This is a genomic window from Psychrobacter sp. 1Y11 (genome assembly GCF_052259045.1).
Taxonomy (GTDB): domain Bacteria; phylum Pseudomonadota; class Gammaproteobacteria; order Pseudomonadales; family Moraxellaceae; genus Psychrobacter.
The window spans coordinates 86386-104361 of record NZ_JBQQER010000007.1; the positions used below are offsets into that span (position 1 = coordinate 86386).

Annotated in this window: 14 protein-coding genes; 13 read left to right on the forward strand and 1 reads right to left on the reverse strand. The window is 43.8% G+C overall.

Annotated elements, in window-relative coordinates:
- The first annotated feature begins 563 nt into the window (after window positions 1–563).
- The 10 genes from clpA (at window position 564) to ACTXGJ_RS07960 (ending at window position 11532) form a co-directional block, all read left to right on the forward strand.
- Entirely contained in the window at window positions 564–3134 is a 2571-nt protein-coding gene (gene clpA / locus ACTXGJ_RS07915; protein WP_443565607.1) for an ATP-dependent Clp protease ATP-binding subunit ClpA, read from the forward strand.
- A 158-nt stretch (window positions 3135–3292) separates the two neighbouring features.
- The gene (locus tag ACTXGJ_RS07920) at window positions 3293–4045 is read left to right on the forward strand and encodes a uracil-DNA glycosylase (protein ID WP_439243043.1); all 753 of its coding nucleotides are present in this window, start codon (window positions 3293–3295) and stop codon (window positions 4043–4045) included.
- Window positions 4046–4057: 12 nt separating this feature from the next.
- On the forward strand, window positions 4058–4687 hold the full coding sequence (gene tadA, locus ACTXGJ_RS07925) for a tRNA adenosine(34) deaminase TadA (RefSeq protein WP_443565608.1): 630 nt from the start codon (window positions 4058–4060) through the stop codon (window positions 4685–4687).
- A 229-nt stretch (window positions 4688–4916) separates the two neighbouring features.
- On the forward strand, window positions 4917–5693 hold the full coding sequence (gene cmk / locus ACTXGJ_RS07930) for a (d)CMP kinase (RefSeq protein WP_443565610.1): 777 nt from the start codon (window positions 4917–4919) through the stop codon (window positions 5691–5693).
- Window positions 5694–6006: 313 nt separating this feature from the next.
- The gene (gene rpsA, locus ACTXGJ_RS07935) at window positions 6007–7695 is read left to right on the forward strand and encodes a 30S ribosomal protein S1 (RefSeq protein ID WP_443565612.1); all 1689 of its coding nucleotides are present in this window, start codon (window positions 6007–6009) and stop codon (window positions 7693–7695) included.
- 338 nt (window positions 7696–8033) lie between these two features.
- Complete coding sequence (locus ACTXGJ_RS07940) at window positions 8034–8336, forward strand: integration host factor subunit beta (protein WP_439243035.1); 303 nt, start codon at window positions 8034–8036, stop codon at window positions 8334–8336.
- An 87-nt stretch (window positions 8337–8423) separates the two neighbouring features.
- Window positions 8424–8834: a LapA family protein gene (locus tag ACTXGJ_RS07945; protein WP_439243033.1), complete on the forward strand. Its 411-nt coding sequence runs from the start codon at window positions 8424–8426 to the stop codon at window positions 8832–8834.
- 63 nt (window positions 8835–8897) lie between these two features.
- Window positions 8898–9632: an orotidine-5'-phosphate decarboxylase gene (gene pyrF, locus ACTXGJ_RS07950; protein ID WP_443565613.1), complete on the forward strand. Its 735-nt coding sequence runs from the start codon at window positions 8898–8900 to the stop codon at window positions 9630–9632.
- Between the two features lie 184 nt (window positions 9633–9816).
- Complete coding sequence (locus ACTXGJ_RS07955) at window positions 9817–10611, forward strand: metallophosphoesterase (protein ID WP_439243029.1); 795 nt, start codon at window positions 9817–9819, stop codon at window positions 10609–10611.
- A gap of 84 nt (window positions 10612–10695) precedes the next feature.
- On the forward strand, window positions 10696–11532 hold the full coding sequence (locus ACTXGJ_RS07960) for a histidine phosphatase family protein (RefSeq protein ID WP_443565614.1): 837 nt from the start codon (window positions 10696–10698) through the stop codon (window positions 11530–11532).
- Between the two features lie 179 nt (window positions 11533–11711).
- On the opposite strand, the gene rpsT is transcribed toward ACTXGJ_RS07960, so the two are convergent.
- On the reverse strand, window positions 11712–11978 hold the full coding sequence (gene rpsT / locus ACTXGJ_RS07965; protein ID WP_367103515.1) for a 30S ribosomal protein S20: 267 nt from the start codon (window positions 11976–11978) through the stop codon (window positions 11712–11714).
- 536 nt (window positions 11979–12514) lie between these two features.
- Here rpsT and ACTXGJ_RS07970 point away from each other — a divergent pair.
- From ACTXGJ_RS07970 to mfd, 3 genes are all read left to right on the forward strand, one after another.
- On the forward strand, window positions 12515–13216 hold the full coding sequence (locus ACTXGJ_RS07970; RefSeq protein ID WP_439243025.1) for an NAD-dependent epimerase/dehydratase family protein: 702 nt from the start codon (window positions 12515–12517) through the stop codon (window positions 13214–13216).
- 120 nt (window positions 13217–13336) lie between these two features.
- A complete protein-coding gene (gene rraA, locus ACTXGJ_RS07975) occupies window positions 13337–13852 on the forward strand; it encodes a ribonuclease E activity regulator RraA (RefSeq protein WP_443565648.1) in 516 nt (171 codons plus the stop codon).
- Between the two features lie 344 nt (window positions 13853–14196).
- Complete coding sequence (gene mfd / locus ACTXGJ_RS07980; RefSeq protein WP_443565615.1) at window positions 14197–17895, forward strand: transcription-repair coupling factor; 3699 nt, start codon at window positions 14197–14199, stop codon at window positions 17893–17895.
- The last annotated feature ends 81 nt before the right edge of the window (window positions 17896–17976 follow it).

The following is a 17976-nucleotide window of genomic DNA, read 5'->3' on the forward strand; positions in this document are numbered from 1 at the left end:
TAACCGAGTCTAAATTCTCTCTCTAATAAATGCTTAATCAACTCATCTTCCTCTATTTTTCACGGATTCATTCTAGGGTCTGTTTCGTATTATCTCCTTGTTTTATCCCTTGATTTCTATGATATAAAGCCCTATATAGTTTATAAGGGCTAGACTCATATAGTCAGTCTTATTTATAAAATTATTCTCATTACAGCACTTCTTTTATTCAGCTATAGCTGCCACAGCTTTTGTAACTTATTATCTTCTTTAAACTTTCATCGTCTTCAATATATTATTATTTTTATTAGTCAATGTTTAAGTGGCTGATTATCGCTTGCTTACTTACTCGTTTACCCTATAGCTAATATGCCTTGATACATTTTAGTAGCCGTTAAAAGATTGACTATCTATTGCTATCATGTTGATATGAATAAACGCTAATGAAAATTTCAATCAGCAACAAATAACAGCTATTATCTATTGATAACCCTGTTATTTGAGCTTGAACATTCATCATATCGCCCTAATTTACCAGTTAAGCTATTAAATTATAAAGAGTTATACAACCGTAGGAATTCGTTATGTTAAGTCGTCATCTTGAAGTTTCTTTACGTTTAGCAATGACGCTTGCGCGCCAAAAATCGCATGAGTATCTCACTGTTGAGCACTTACTACTAGCGCTGCTTGAGAACACTCATGCGGCCAACACGCTGACTGCCTGCAATGCTAATATCTCAAGTTTGCGTACAGAGCTTGAAACTTATATCAATAAGCATACGCCAACGGTAGATGTCGATTTAGAGCAGTCTCCGCAGCCGACTCAAAGCTTCGATCGTATCTTGCAGCGCGCTATTTTTCATGTGCAGTCTATCGGTGGTGGCCGTCTGGTTGAAGGCTCGGATATCTTAGTTTCTATGTTCTCAGAGCATGATACTTACGCGGTTTATTTGCTCAAAAAACAAGGTATCAGCCGCTTAGAGTTGACCCAGTATCTCTCGCATGGTCAAGACAAAGACGAGCCTGCTGAGTCGCGTTCTTCTATGACTGGTGAGCGCCGTAGTTCTTCTGAGAAGACCAGTAAAGATCCTCTAGTGGAGTTTGCCACTAACCTTAATCAGCGCGCCGCTGAAGGCAAGACTGATCCACTAATCGGCCGTGCTCCTGAGATTGAGCGCACCGCACAAGTATTATGCCGCCGCCGCAAAAACAATCCGTTATTAGTCGGTGAGCCAGGCGTAGGTAAGACCTCCATTGCTGAAGGTTTAGCTTGGTTAATTATTAATGATAAAGCGCCAAAACCACTCAACGGCTGCGTGATTTATAGCCTTGATATCGGCTCTCTGATTGCGGGTACTAAGTATCGCGGCGACTTTGAAAAACGCATGAAATCACTGCTTGATGCGCTCAAGAAAAAGCCCAATGCAATCTTGTTTATCGATGAGATTCATATGATTATCGGTGCTGGCTCCTCTATGAGTAGCAACATGGACGTCTCTAATCTGATTAAGCCGGCATTGGCGAATGGTGAGCTACGCTGCGTTGGTTCCACGACCTTCACAGAATACCGTCAAGTGTTCGAAAAGGATCATGCACTATCACGTCGTTTCCAAAAAATCGACGTCAAAGAGCCCAGTGTAAACGATAGTATTGATATCCTGCGTGGTCTAAAGCCTCGCTATGAAGAGTTCCATAATGTCGAATATACCGATGAGGCTTTAGTTAGCGCAGTAGAGCTGTCCTCTAAGCATATTCATGAACGTTTCTTGCCAGACAAGGCGATCGATGTTATTGATGAAGCTGGCGCGTATAAGCGTTTGGGTGTAATTCCTGATGCCGAAGATATTCAAGCAGAAGAGAGCTTTATCGCTGATCTTGAGCAGGACATCGATGAGACAGATTATGATGATATTGACGCCAGTCTTGACGATGACACTGATAATGAGATGAGTGAGCAAGCAGCATTAGCGAAATCGGATGATAAATCGCAGACCACTAAAAATACTCAGCAAGCTACCGATTTTGACTATGCCGGCTCTGATAAAGCGCAAAAAGCACCCATCAAAATCGATGTGGCTGATATCGAAGCGATTGTCGCAAAATTAGCTCGTATTCCGCCTAAGTCCGTCTCTACCGATGATAAGAGCATTCTTGAGCATTTAGACCGTGATCTTAAGCACTTGGTTTTCGGTCAAAATGAAGCGATTGAAAATCTAGCAGATGCGATCAAGCTATCGCGTGCTGGTCTTAAAGCGCCAGATAAACCTATTGGCTCCTTTATGTTTGCAGGCCCCACTGGCGTAGGTAAGACTGAGGTATCGCGTCAGCTTGCAAACTTGTTAGGTGTTGAGCTGATCCGTTTCGATATGTCAGAGTATATGGAAGCGCATACAGCCTCTCGTCTGATCGGTGCGCCTCCTGGTTATGTTGGCTTTGATCAAGGCGGCCTGCTTACTGAAAAAATCAACCAGCATCCGCACTGTGTATTATTGCTTGATGAGATCGAAAAAGCCCACCCTGATGTCTTCAATCTACTATTGCAAGTGATGGATCATGGTACTTTGACGGATAATAATGGCCGTGTTGCGGTCTTTAAACAAGTTATTATCATTATGACTACCAACGTGGGTGCCGACAGTATTAGTCGCTCATCGATGGGTTTTACCGAGCAAGATCATAGCCGCGATAATACCGAAGCGCTCAAGCGCGTGTTTACTCCTGAATTCCGTAACCGCTTAGATGCGATTATTCAGTTCAACGCCTTAGAGCCTTCAGTAGTCACCTCAGTGGTTGATAAGTTTTTAGTTGAGCTACAAGTTCAGCTCGATGACAAGCAAGTCACCCTTGAGATTGATGATGAAGTGCGTGACTACTTAGCGGATAAAGGCTATGATCGTCTAATGGGCGCGCGTCCGATGCAGCGTCTGATTCAAGATGAGATCAAAAAGCCGCTTGCCAGTATGATTTTATTTGGCGATTTGGTGAATGGCGGAGTTGTGCATCTCACTTTAGCGCCTGAAGAGGAGCAAACGACAGAGTCGGTAGATCTTGATAAGAGCAGCCACAAAGCAAAAGGTTCAGATGATAGTCGTATCATTTTGACAGTCGTTGAGACTCATGAGCCGCGCTCAGATTCTGAATCTGTCGCCAGCTAAAACTTGATAATGAGTTAATAGAACGGCTATCTCTACTTATAGAGGTAGTCGTTTTTTTTAGTTTGCTAAACTTATTTTAAAAGCTTAATGAAAAGCAACAGTTATTTTTGTTACCCTTGCTAGTGAGATTTACTGATAATTAATAAGGCTTGATAACCATGAATTTATTTGATGATCTATCGGATGATGACTCTAACACCAAAACCGCCGCCGAAAAAAAAGAGATTTTAGATAAAGTAAAGCTACCAGAAGACTGGAAGCGCGCACTAGAAGAAGAGCTGACCTCAGAGAACATGGATGAATTGCGCGAATTTCTAAAACAAGCTTATCAATCAGGTGATAGCATTTATCCTCCGGCCCCTTTAATGTTTAATGCTTTAAACTTGACTCCTTTATCGCGTGTCAAAGTCGTCATTTTAGGACAAGATCCTTATCATGGCGCAGGTCAAGCGATGGGTTTATCGTTCTCAGTCCCTAAAACCATCCCTAAACCGCCATCACTCAATAACGTACTAAAAGAGATGGCGACGGATATTGGTACAACGCCTTCCAAGCATGGGGATCTGACGCACTGGGCGCAGCAAGGAGTACTATTACTAAATAGCTCTTTGACGGTCCGCGAAGGCGAGCCCAATAGCCATCAAAACGCAGGTTGGGAGCAGTTTACAGATAAAGTCATCGATGTGGTAAACGAGCAAACCGAGCATACTGTATTTATCTTATGGGGCAGTAAAGCGCAAAAAAAGGGCAAATATATCGATACCGATAAGCACTTAATTTTGACTGCGGTTCATCCTTCGCCACTAGCCGCCAACCGTGGTGGCTTTTTTGGCACTAAACCCTTCTCCAAGACCAACGATTACTTAAAGCAGCATGGTCAAACCCCGATCGATTGGCAATTACCGCAGTAGCTTACTATGCAAATGAGCAGTCAATATTTACCGTTATCGCCATTATGGCGTTCCTTAAGAGCTTTGCAGCCTTTACGGTCTGACAATGAGCTATTTGAAGCAGCCACTGGTTATGAGCTAGCTAGTTATCATTTTTGGTCATTTACAGATTACTACTGGATGCACTATGCTTTGGCGCTTGCTCGGCAAGGGTCTGAGCATGGAGAGGTACCTGTAGGCGCCGTATTAGTCCATGAACATAGCGTTATCGGTGAAGGCTTTAACGAGCCGATAGGTCGTCACGATGCGACCGCGCATGCGGAGATGATTGCCATAAGAGCGGCTTGCCAGAGTCTAGATAATTATCGCTTGCCGGCGGATACAACTTTATATGTCACCTTAGAGCCTTGTACTATGTGCATCGGCGCGCTTATTCACGCTCGAGTGGGCAGGCTAGTATATGCGGCTAATGAGCCGCGTGCTGGTATGGTCGGTAGTCAGATGAATCTGAGTACTCAGCCTTTTTATAATCATCATATACAAGTGCAACAAGGCTTATGCCGGGAGCATAGCAGTCAACTTTTAAAAGCGTTTTTTCGGCAGCGCCGACAAGCGTTAAAAGCTAGTAAAATTCAGCAAGCACAGTACCAGCAAGTACTGTAAGAGTAGACATGGCACCTAAAGGCTAATAAAAGCGATGCCATCGTCAGATAATGGTATCCATCTAGTGCTAGTGGCAGCCGCGTTATTTTGCTATAATATGACGCTATTTAATTGTGCAAATACTCTTTATTTGTTGATCAAAGTGGTTTCTCTTGCTAGCCACTAGAGCTATTTCTTGAGTTGATAATTACTCCAACTAGTATTGCTAACTAATGATGACTGAGCCATTATGACTGCACCTGAGCTATCTAATCAATTTACTAACAAGACTGAATTTGCAAATAAAGATAGTCAAGTGTCGCCAGTGCGCTATCCTGTGATCTGTATTGATGGTCCTAGCGGTGCTGGCAAAGGCACGGTGGCATGGCGACTGGCGCAAAGCTTAGACTATCAGCTGTTAGATTCTGGAGCGTTATATCGGATTGTCGGTCTAAAAGCTTTTGAAGCCGGATTGATCGATGCCGACGGCAGCAAGGCTATCGATGCAGCTGCTCTTTTACAGCTGACTCAAAGCTTAAATATTGCTTTTGAGCTGAATAACACCTCAGGGCGCATCGATATCATTGTCAACGATGAGCGAGTAGGTGAGCAAGTTCGCAATGAGACCGTTGGTGGCTATGCTTCGCAAGTGGCGGTATTCCCTGAAGTGCGTCAAGCTTTATTGCAGCTACAGCAGGATATGGCCACGCGTTCAGGGTTGGTGGCTGATGGCCGTGATATGGGTACGGTTGTGTTTCCTGATGCTGATGTCAAAGTGTACCTGACAGCCAGCCCAGAGGCGCGAGCTGAGCGCCGAGTGATTCAGCTAGAGCAGGCCGGACAAGTCGCCGACTACCAAGCTATCTTAACGACGATCAAAGCGCGTGACGATCGCGACGAAAACCGGAGTACCGCGCCATCAAAGCCTGCCCCTGATGCTTTATTGCTAGATAGCTCTGCATTGGATGCTAATTTGGTTTATGAGCAGATAAAAAGTTATTGTCAAAAGCGAGGTATATGTTTTTGACAGAAATATAACGATTAATGAGTCGTAAATGACTCTGTTTTAGGGTAAAATTGTAAGATTAAATCATTAAGCCGTATTAGTGTCATTTTTATACGCTTTTACTGACCATTGATAACGATAGAGCACTAATTTTTGATTGATTCCCTATTTTAGACTGTTGTTACTAGTGAGTTGATATAATGACATGCTTATTAGCAACAACCGTTTTTTTTATATGATTTTATAAGATATAAAACCAGCATAACGTTTTATAAAATCATAAATTTGATCCGTACTGTGCTGGACAGGCTACGGCTATACAAAGGTAGACATAATGGAATCATTTGCTGAACTATTTGAAGCGAGCATCGAAGAAACAGGCCTAGATATCGAGCGTGGCTCGGTCATCACTGGTGCTGTTGTCGCCATCGATAACGACTGGATCACTGTAGATACAGGTCTTAAATCAGAAGGTATCGTCGCTCGTGAAGAGTTTTTAAGCGAAGAAGGCGAACTTGAGGTTGAAGTTGGCGATAGTGTTGATGTTGTCGTTGAAGCTGTTGACAACGGTATGGGTCAAACCCTACTGTCACGCGAAAAAGCGAAGCGTGTTGAGACTTGGAACTTCTTAGAGAAGATCGCTGATAATGATGAGATTGTCAAAGGTATCATCTCAAGCAAAGTTAAGGGCGGTTTCACCGTTGATATCGGTTCAGTACGCGCGTTCCTGCCAGGTTCATTGGTTGACGTCCGTCCTATCCGTGATACTACGCATCTTGAAGGTAAAGAGCTAGAATTTAAAGTTATCAAGCTTGACCAAAAGCGTAACAACGTTGTGGTTAGCCGCCGTGCGGTTATGGAAGCTGAAAACTCAGCTGAGCGCGAAGAGCTATTGAATAAGCTTGAAGAAGGTATCGAGATCGAAGGTATCGTGAAGAACCTAACTGATTACGGTGCGTTCGTTGACCTTGGTGGTATCGATGGTCTTCTGCATATCACTGACATGGCATGGCGCCGTATCAAGCACCCATCTGAGGTGGTTGAAGTGGGTCAAGATCTTAAAGTTAAAGTATTGAAGTTTGACCGTGAGCGTAATCGCGTCAGCTTAGGTCTTAAGCAATTAGGTACAGATCCTTGGGATAATGTTGGCGGTACTTATCCAGTAGGCAGTATTGTTAAGGCTCGCGTAACCAACCTAACTGATTATGGTTGTTTCGCTGAGATCTCTGAGGGCATCGAAGGTCTAGTCCACGTATCAGAGATGGATCACACCAATAAGAACATCCATCCTTCAAAAGTCGTACAAGTTGGCGATGATATTGATGTGATGATCCTTGATATCGACGAAGAACGTCGCCGTATCAGCTTAGGTATCAAACAGACTCTAGCGAATCCATGGGATGAGTTTGATAAGAAGCATGAGCGCGGTGATAAGATCACAGGCACCATCAAATCTATCACTGACTTTGGTATCTTTATTGGTCTGGACGGTGGTATCGACGGTCTGGTTCATCTATCTGACATCTCTTGGAATGAGACTGGCGAAGATGCTATCCGTAACTACAACAAAGGCGACACCGTTGAAGCAATGGTCTTGTCAGTAGATGCAGAAGCGAACCGTATCAGCCTAGGCGTGAAGCAGTTAAGCTCTGATCCATTCAACGAATATCTAGTCGCCAATGACCGCGGTGCTATCGTCAATGGTAAAGTGAAAGAAGTTGACGCTAAAGGCGCAACTGTTGAGCTTGCTGACGAAGTTGAAGCTTACTTACGTGCCTCTGAGATTCAACGTGACCGTGTAGAAGATGCTACTAAGCATTTATCTGTAGGTGATGATGTTGAAGCGAAAATCATCAGTGTCGATCGTAAAACTCGCAACATCAGCTTGTCTATCAAAGCTAAAGACGAAGCTGAAGAGCGTCAAGCGATTAAAGATCTTGGCGGCGCAGGAGCGACTCCAGCGGCAGGTTCTGATGCTCAGCCTAAGACTATTGGTGACTTGATCAAAGAGCAAATGCAGTAAGCTTTAGATCATAATAACGCTACAGTAAATACTCTAAAGCATGACTAAAAAAAGCGACTTCGGTCGCTTTTTTTTATGTTTAACTTTTTGCGATATATGTTTCTACGGTAGATGTGACTATTACCGTTAAATATCATATTATCTGATGATAAAACCAATTTTTATTAAAAATAAAAAAATTTTAGCTAAAATGAGCAAACTTTGATTTCTATTTGTTTTTATTTGAGATATCATTTGTCACCATGAGTTTTGAGACGTAAACTCATATTAAGTGCTTGAACAAGTAAAGGTTTTTCTTTTTAATCTGACAAATCTAAATCAATAAGGCAAGTGTGACAATGCAGCAAGCGATAAATAAATCTGATTTTATTAATAATTTGAGTGTCAGCTGTGACACGATGGCTGAGAGCGTCGTTGATGACGCAGTGCGTGAAATACTCAACCTTATGGTGGACACCTTAGCAAATGATGGCCGTGTTGAAGTACGCGGTTTTGGCAGCTTTTGTTTGCATCACAGACGTGCACGTATAGGGCGCAATCCTAAAACGGGAGAAAGTGTTCCTGTCCCTGCAAAAGCTATTCCGCACTTTAAGCCGGGTAAAGCGCTGCGTGAAGCGGTCAATGATAAAGTAGCGGTATAGTTACTTTTGGCTTTATACTGCAGTTGAAGCTTTGCTCAAGATTAGGCTCTACCAACAGATGACTACTGACTAAAAGGTAACCCCATTATGCGCTTTATACTATTTGTCCTACTATTTCTGAGCTTTGCCTACGCGCTTGGTTTAGTACTAGCGAATAATTCTGATATTGGCGTGAACTTGTTATTCTCACAAGCGCCTGCTATGAATTTAGGGTTGTTACTAATTTTGAGTATGACTCTTGGTATTGTGATTGGTCTGCTTCTATCATTATTGTTGTTTCGAGTATTTCAGAATAAATGGGAGATTTCCCGTTTGCAAAAAAACAATGCTCATCTACAAGAGCAGCTCAATCAAGCCAATATTGCTATTGATCGTCAAGCTAATGCGCCAACAGCCGAACAAGCCGTCTATGGCACGCCCGCTCAGCCTGGAGTAGTCGCTGATGAGATTGACCATACCATTGCTGCTGAGACCATTAGCAAAAGTCCTCGTCGTTGATGGGATATTTGCTTCATATAATACCAACTCATCAATTGTTATCTTAAATAAAGCGGTAAACTAATGACTGATACTTTAGCGCCTCTCGAAGCAGCCTCCACAACCCTGACGTCTCCTATTATTGTGGCTTTGGATAATACCTCCTTAGATGCTGCTCTTGTGTTAGCAGATAAACTAGACCCTGCGCTATGCCGTCTTAAAGTAGGTAAAGAGCTATTTACGCGCTCAGGACCTGCTATCGTACAGGCGCTACAAAAGCGAGGCTTTGAGGTATTTTTAGACTTAAAATTCCATGATATTCCTAATACCACTGCTCAAGCCGTCATGGCTGCTGCTGATTTGGGAGTATGGATGGTCAACGTTCACGCTAGCTGTGGCCACGATGCTATGAATCTAGCCAAACAGCGTTTGCTTGATGGTCATTATGAAACGCTACTAATTGCAGTGACCGTACTGACCTCGATGAATCAACAGAATTTAGCGCAAATCGGAGTCAATAATGAGCTTGAGACCCAAGTCAGTAAGCTTGCACAATTGACGCAAAGTGCAGGTCTTGATGGGGTGGTTTGCTCTGCGCAAGAGGCGAAAAGGCTCAAAACATTATGCGGTAATGGTTTTAAACTGATTACGCCAGGTATCCGCTTGCCAGAAGATAATAGTGATGATCAGCAGCGCATTTGTACGCCTAAACAAGCCTTAGATGATGGCGCCGACTATCTAGTCATTGGGCGCTCCATTACCAACTCGCCTGATCCTACTGCTAAATTACAGACTATCCTACGCAGTATTGATATCTAAGGTATAGCTATTTGTATAAGATATCATTAAAGCCGCCTCATGCTATTATAAAAAGACAACCTAGCCGTTGTCTTTTTTACTCTCTAACGCCATATAAATAAATGCTACACTAGATGAGCGTCTTAGCCTCACCGCTAAAACGGTTCAAAATCTACAGTTTTAACCATTTATTATATTGAGTTGTATGAAATTCCAGATATTAAGCGATCTTCATATCGATAGCTATGCTAGACAATCGCACCCCATAGGACATATTCCAAAGACTGATGCTGATATTGTGTTAGTAGCAGGCGATACTGCTAACAGTGATAGCGGTATGCCTTGGCTACAGGAGCAAGCTGCACGGCTACAAGTCCCTTTGCTAACGATTGCTGGTAATCATGAATATTTCAACGAAGATATTTTGCATTTTGATAAAAAGCTAGCGACTTGGGATAATTACGATGCGACTCAGAATTTAGGTTTACGTTTTTTACAGTGTCAGCATATCGATATCGGTGAGGTACGGATATTAGGCTGTACTTTATGGACGGACTATCAATATCAGGCTGATGGCGATACTATAGATATTGCCAAGCGCTTTATGCGCGACTATAAGCAAATATACGCGGGTCATGAGCTCTTTTCACCGGAAGTCTCCATGCAGATTCATGATGAGCAGCGTCGATGGCTCAAGCAAGCGCTTATAGCCTCCAAACAGTTGGGGAAAAAGACGGTAGTGATGACCCATCATAGTATCAGTCCTCTGTCAGTGTCCCAGAAGTATGCCACTCTACCGAGTAACGCCGCTTTTGTCACCGACTTATCTGCTTGGATGTTTGAGGACTGGGCGCCAACGCTTTGGGTGCATGGTCATACTCATGAAGCGTTCGATTATCGTATCAATGATACTCGCGTTATCGTCAACCCGCGTGCTTATCCGAACGAAGTGAGCAGTACTGCTCTTGAGTTCGCTTGGGATAAAGTTATTGAGGTGTAGACCAGTTAAAAGTGGACTAGTCAAAGTTGTTACTAAAATTGTATTTTTACCCCTATAAATAAAGAGCTCGTTACACTATCTTTTATGACTAATACTACTGACCCTAATCGTGCTAGCTCTTTCTTGGATGTGCACTCAAGACATAGCCCAAGCACACCAGCTCCAGCGCATCTGCCCGATAGTATGATGTCTTCTGTTGGGGTGTTACCTGATGACAAGCGGCTAATATTATTTACTCGGCACTCTTTGCGTGAGCGCTCAGACGGTAACGGTTTTGCCAGCTACCAGTTGCCTTTGACCCCTAGAGGGCGCGTCTTGGCCAAAGCTTGGGGACGATGGCTATCCGGGCATCTACCGTACTCCTTAGATGTCGATAGCCTCTCAAGTCCGATAGGTCGCTGCATAGACACGGCCATGCTCATGCAACAAGGCGCAGGCCTCAGCCGTAGTATTATCCATCAGTCGCTATTGGTGGAGCCGGGTAGCTTAGTCACCGATCCCGACATTGCCAATCCAATATTTAAAGAGATCGGTGTACTGAACTTTATCAATCGTTTTTTGCAAAATAATCTTGATGGTACCAAGAACCCTTATCAAGGCGGCTTAGATATTCTCTCGCTGTTTTATCAACATCAGCCGCAGCCAGGTCATATGCTGTTAGCGGTAAGTCATGATACTTTGTTATCAGCTTTTTTGGCGGTGATGCTAGACTTTGTAGAGATTGATTGGAATGATTGGCCCAAGATGATGGAAGGGGTGTTTTTATGGTTCGATGACGGCGATTTTGAAAGTGTGAACGCTAATCTGATATGGCGAGGTGAGCATTATATCCGCCCAGTGAGTCGATTATTAGAGAACTATAGTGCGACAGGCTTTGATAGTGACAAACTTCTGCTACCGCCAGAGGTGAAGTGGGATTAAGGTTGTAGCGGTTTTTTTAACCTAATAACTTTGCGAGCTTGATAACTAATAACTATCTGATAGCGCCGATAGCTTTGACGATTTAACACCCATAAAAAAACCTTGTCTCAGCATTTTAGTCTGTGACAAGGTTTTTTCGGTTTAAACCTAGCAATCTAAATAAGAGAATACTCTTATTATTAAGCTTGTAAGCCTTTGATTGCTTTGTTCAAACGGCTCTTACGGCGAGCTGCTTTATTCTTATGAATAATGCCTTTGTCAGCCATACGGTCTAGAACCGGTACCGCTTTTTTGTAAGCTTCAGTTGCCGCATCATAGTCTTTTGACTCGATAGCTGCGTCAACACGCTTAAGGTAAGTACGAACCATAGAACGCTGTGAAGCAGAGTTTTGGCGACGTTTGGTGTTTTGACGGGCGCGTTTACGAGCTTGTGCAGTATTAGCCACGCGTATCTCCTTGATAAAGACAGATAAAAATATGAATGTTGAATACAGTAATAGTTTTAACCATCATCGGTGACGAGCAGCCGTCTCGCCAAACATGATGTTGATGCCAAATGTATAGTAAGTCATCAAATGCGTCAAAGCCGTTTGGAATAATTAAATAGCTTCAACGTGTAAAGCCGGTCATTTTAACAAATTATTGATCTAAGAACAATATGTTTGAACGAAGAAGCACAAAGAAGTGTGTATTTAAGTATCAGCAATATTATATCAATTTTTTTAACTTAGGGTGTTAGACATTGTTAGGAGACAAAATTTCTGCTTTATCGATATTCACTTTTACCATCGATTTTTTGATAAAATCTCTTACAATTAATGATAAGCAATAATAGAGGTAATGGGTTAACTTATAAGAGTTGTTGTCGATAAGAACTAGGGTCTATTGAACATTCGACCTTGGCACTGACAGACCCTAAAGTATCTGAGACGATGACAAAAAGATTGACCACAAAATACTTGACTATGATGATGGATAGGCTATGCAGCGAAAAGCAATTGTAATTGGCGCCACAGGCTTGGTAGGACAATACTTAGTAAAGCAATTAAGCGAGATTTATGACACTCTAATCGTGATTGCAAGACGACCGCTGCGCTATATCAATGCCAGCATTCATTTTTATCAAGTTAATGATTTTGATAACTTAACTGAAATATGTAGTAGTGTTGGTGCCGATCAAAATACCGATGCCTTTAGCTGCTTAGGTACGACTCGCAAGCTAGCCGGTAGTGATGAAGCATTTCGTAAAGTCGATCACGATTATAACGTCAGCTTTGCAACGTTATGCCGAGAAAAAGGCGTAGAAAATTTCTTTTTATTATCCGCAATGAATAATGATATTGACAGTCGCTTCTTATATAACCGTGTAAAAGCAGAAACGGAGCAGTCCATTAGAGCTTTGGGGTTTAAGCAACTGCTTATTTTTCGGCCCTCGTTATTACTAGGTAAACACAAAGGGCGAACACTTGAAAATATGAGTCAAAACGTCTTTAAAGTCCTCTCGCCTTTAGTACCAGAGTCATTAGCTATTCATCCTATTAGCGCTAGGCGAGTCGCTAGCGCGATGACTATGAGCGCTAATAATCTTTATGAGCGCCGCAAATTTCAGTCCGCTGATTTGCCTAGTACGACAAGTATTATTGAAAATAAGCAGATGCTTGCGATGACGCGAGTAAAACACTAGTATTGAAGACTCAAGAACCAAACATCTTGAGTTTGATAGACTAAATGGTCTAAGTAAAAATACTAAAAACATTACCGATAATGCTCAAAAAGGAAGAGAACTATGCCAGATATTAACGAGATGACCAAAGAAGACTTTGTGACTTGTGACTTGTTGGACGCCAATCCTGAATCACAAGTTTGTCTGCCAAATATCGAAGGCAAATCGTTTTATAGCTTCGGCGGCAAAGATAAATTCTGCGGCGAGATTGTGACGGTGAAGTGCTTTGAAGATAATAGCCGCGTTAAAGCGCTATTAAATAGCAATGGCAAAGACACTGATGGTAACGGTAAAGTCTTAGTCGTCGATGGCGGTGGCTCCATGCGCTGCGCGTTACTTGGTGATATGATAGCGCAGGCGGCTATTGATAATGGCTGGGCAGGCGTTGTGGTCTACGGCTGCGTCCGTGATGTCGATGATATGGCACAGATGGAAGTAGGGGTAATGGCATTAGGCTGTATCCCTCGCAAATCTACGCGCCGTGACGAAGGACAAACGGATATTGAGATCAGTTTTGGTGATCTGACGCTAAACTCAGGTATGTATCTCTATGCTGACAATAACGGTATGATCGCTAGTGATAAAGCGTTACTTTAACAGTTAGGCTTCTTAACCATTAGTTTTGTACACCAGTCAAATGACTACAATAAGTACAACACTTAATAAGTACCATGATTGTACTAAGCAAAATAATGACAAAATGATAATAAGATAAATAGAGAGCTAAGCGTTGACTTCATACTGCAAGTTAGCGTTTAGCTCATTTTATAATGCTTGGTTTGACCATTCGTCCATATCTTTAAAATCGAAAACGTCAGACAAATAGGCCGTTAAACTGACAAACCGTTACCGCATAGCTTTTGGTCTATGGCTAAAAAATTCGTATAATATTCCTTTGTTTTATAACTTCCCTTGATCTCTTAACCTCGATACTACTCTTTATGCCTATCACTGCTTTGACTGACGCTTTTTTTCCTATTAACCAGCAACTTTTTCCTATCAAGGATCAGCAACGACGTTGGCTGGCTCCCGTGCATGGCGCGGTGGGTAGCCTTTGGCTTGCAAGCTTAGTCAACACTGAATTATGGCAAGTGGCTGATCGGCTAAAGATTATGGTGGCGCGCGATCAAAACCAGCTCAATCAGATTGAGACTGAACTGGCGTTTTGCGGCGTCGATGCTTATGTGTTTCCTGATTGGGAGACCTTAACTTATGATGAGCTATCTCCGCATCAAGATATTGTCAGTGAGCGTATCAACCTGTTGACTGACATGCCGACGATAGGGGTGTTGCTAATATCCGTACAGACACTAATGCAGCGCGTGGCACCGCCAAGCTGGCTGATAGGTCAGCATTTTGACTTGAGTGTGGGTGATGTTTTCGATATCAATACTCAGCGCGAGCTATTGGCAAAAGCGGGGTACCGAGCAGTAGAAAACGTTTTTGAGCCTGGTGAGTTTGCCGTACGCGGTAGTATCATCGATATTTTTGCTATGGGTCAGCCATTTCCACTGCGTTTAGATCTGTTTGATGATGAGATTGAGACTATTCGCTTCTTTCACCCGCAGACGCAGCGCACCTTAACTGAAGATGATCTGCGGTCCATGTTGTCGGGCAATGACAGTAGCATGGGCGCAGAGTCGCTATCGCTATTACACAAGCTCCCTGACATCTCAAAACCGATCAAAAAATTTCAAATCCTGCCTGCTAAAGAATTTCCGCTGGATGAAGGCCGTGAGACATTCCGCACTAATTTTGCGACTATGTTCCCTAATGCGAGTAGCCGCAAGTTTGAGCTACATAAAGATGTGATGGCGGGTATTGCTAGTAGCGGCCTAGAGTATTATCAGCCGTTATTCTTTGACGCTGATGACTGGCAAGAAGAGAGTAGCTTATTCAATTATCTACCTAGTGACGCGCTATTTATAACCGATGAGCTCATTGGCGAGCGGCAAGTCGATTACTGGTCACAGATTCAGCGCCGGTATGAAGAGCGTCGCCATGATATCGATAAGCCCGTGCTTGCGCCTGAGTTGTTATATTTGCCTGCTAATCGCTTTAACGAGCAGCTCAATCGCTATCCGCGTGTGATTGTTAGCGCGCGCGGCGAGCTTGTGACTAGCCAGACTCAGGCGGTAGCAGAGGAGAGCAGCTCAGATAATCAAAAGATACAGGGGCTAGTCACCTTAAGCGCCCAAGAGCCGCCTCAGTTGTCTGTGAATCACCAAAAAGCTGAGCCTTTAGCTGATTTATTAGCTTTTCTAGAGACGCAGAATCAGACGGCGACGCCCGTACTTATTGTGGCTGAAACCGCAGGTCGCCGTGAAATCCTCATTGAGCTATTTAAAGGTAAAATCGAGACTAAAGCTTACGATAGTTTCAGAGGCTTTTTAGCCATTGATCATAGCGCCTCTGATAATAGCAGTAAGGATAATAACCTACCGCACGTAGGCTTGACCGTCGCACCGATTGAGCGCGGCGTTTATGTGCCCGAGCGCTTAGTAGTCATTAGCGAGACACAATTGTTTGGTCGGCAAGTGCTACAAACCCGTCGTCGTCGCCAAAGCGGCGTGTCTGAAGAGTTCTTAGTTAAGAGTGTCACTGAACTGACCCAAGGCAGTCCAGTGGTGCATATCGAGCACGGTATAGGGCGTTATAATGGCCTAATCATTCTAGATGTCGGCGATGGCGAGCAAGAGTTTATTCATCTGAAATACGCTGACGATGCTAGTATTTATGTGCCAGTAGCTAACCTGCAAATGATCAGCCGCTACAGTGGCGGCGATCCGGCGTTAGCACCTTTGCATAAGATTGGTAGCGGTAAATGGGACAAAGCCAAGCAAAAAGCCTTACAGCAAATCCATGATGTGGCGGCTGAGCTGTTAAACATGCAGGCAAGGCGCGAGGCTAAAGTCGGCATTCACTTTAAGATAGAGTTTTCGCAATATGAGCTGTTCGCTAGCCAGTTCGCCTTTGAAGAAACGCCTGATCAAGCCAATGCCATTCATGCAGTAATGGAAGACATGCGCCAAAATCAGCCGATGGATCGTCTCATTTGCGGCGATGTCGGCTTTGGTAAGACAGAAGTCGCTATGCGGGCGGCATTTATTGCGGTCAGTGCTGGCTACCAAGTCGCGGTGTTAGTACCGACCACTTTGCTCGCAGGTCAGCATGAGGATAACTTTCGCGACCGGTTTGCCGATTGGCCGGTGCGTATTGAGACTTTATCGCGCTTTGGCGGCAAAAAGCATCAAGATACGGTACTTGCTGATCTTGCAGCCGGTAAAGTCGACATCGTCATTGGTACGCATAAACTGCTACAAAAAGACGTCAAATTCGCCAATCTAGGCTTAATGATTGTCGACGAAGAGCACCGTTTTGGTGTACGCCATAAAGAGCGTATCAAGGCCATTCAGACTGACGTCGATAGCTTATCAATGACTGCCACACCGATTCCGCGTACGCTTAATATGGCGCTCTCAGGGATGCGCGATATGTCGATTATTGCTACGCCGCCCGCGCGCCGCCTAGCGATTAAGACTTTCGTCATGCAAAAGACCGACTCGCTGATGAAAGAAGCCATCTTGCGAGAGCTGTTACGCGGCGGGCAAGTCTATCTGCTGCACAATGATGTCGCTAGTATTGAGCGCATGGCAGAGACCATTCGTGAGCTGGTACCAGAGGCGCGAGTAGGGGTCGCGCATGGCCAGATGCAAGAGCGGCAACTTGAGCAAATTATGCAGCAGTTCTATCATAAAAAGTTCAATGTACTGATTTGTTCAACTATTATTGAAACCGGCATCGATGTGCCTAATGCTAATACTATTATCATTGAGCGCGCTGATAAGTTCGGTCTAGCGCAGCTGCATCAGCTGCGTGGCCGCGTGGGTCGTAGCCATCATCAAGCGTATTGTTACTTACTGGTGCCATCGCTCAAAGGTCTAAAAGGCGATGCTAAGCGCCGACTGCGTGCTATCGAACGTGCTAATACTCTTGGCGCTGGTTTCATGCTAGCAAGCGAAGATTTAGAGATTCGCGGAGCAGGCGAAATACTGGGTAAGCAGCAAAGCGGTAATATGCAAGCGATAGGGTTTAGCTTGTATATGGATATGCTAGAGCGTGCGACTAAGGCGATCAAAGCGGGCAAAGAGCCTGATCTCAATACGCCATTGTCGCTGACTAGTGAAATTAACTTGCATAGCTCAGCGCTGATTCCAGAGGAATATGTGCACGATGTGCATCAGCGTTTGCTCTTTTATAAGCGTATCAGCAATGCTGATAATTTCGAGGCGCTTACCGATATTCGCACAGAGATAATCGATCGTTTCGGGGTTTTGCCTGATCAGACCAAGCAGCTGTTTGCGGTACATAGTCTGCGTCTGCAAGCCGAACCCTTGATGATTAACAAAATTGATGCCAATAGCAGCAGTGTCAGTTTAGAGTTCGCTCCAGATACGCCAGTAGATGCTCTGGCTATTATTAAACTCATTCAATCGAATGGACAAAAGTATCGGATGAATGGCGCCTCGGGTATCCGCTACAGCGATGCTGATAAGCTTGAAAGTGGTGAGCAAAGAGCCAAGGCTGTACAAGAGCTACTAAAGTACTTTAGCGAGCATATGGCAGCAGAGCCAGCTTGAGGGAATTGCTAACACGCTTAAGCTGATAACTGCTAAAATAGCCCTAATGACTTTTACTTTTTCATTATATTTATTATTAGA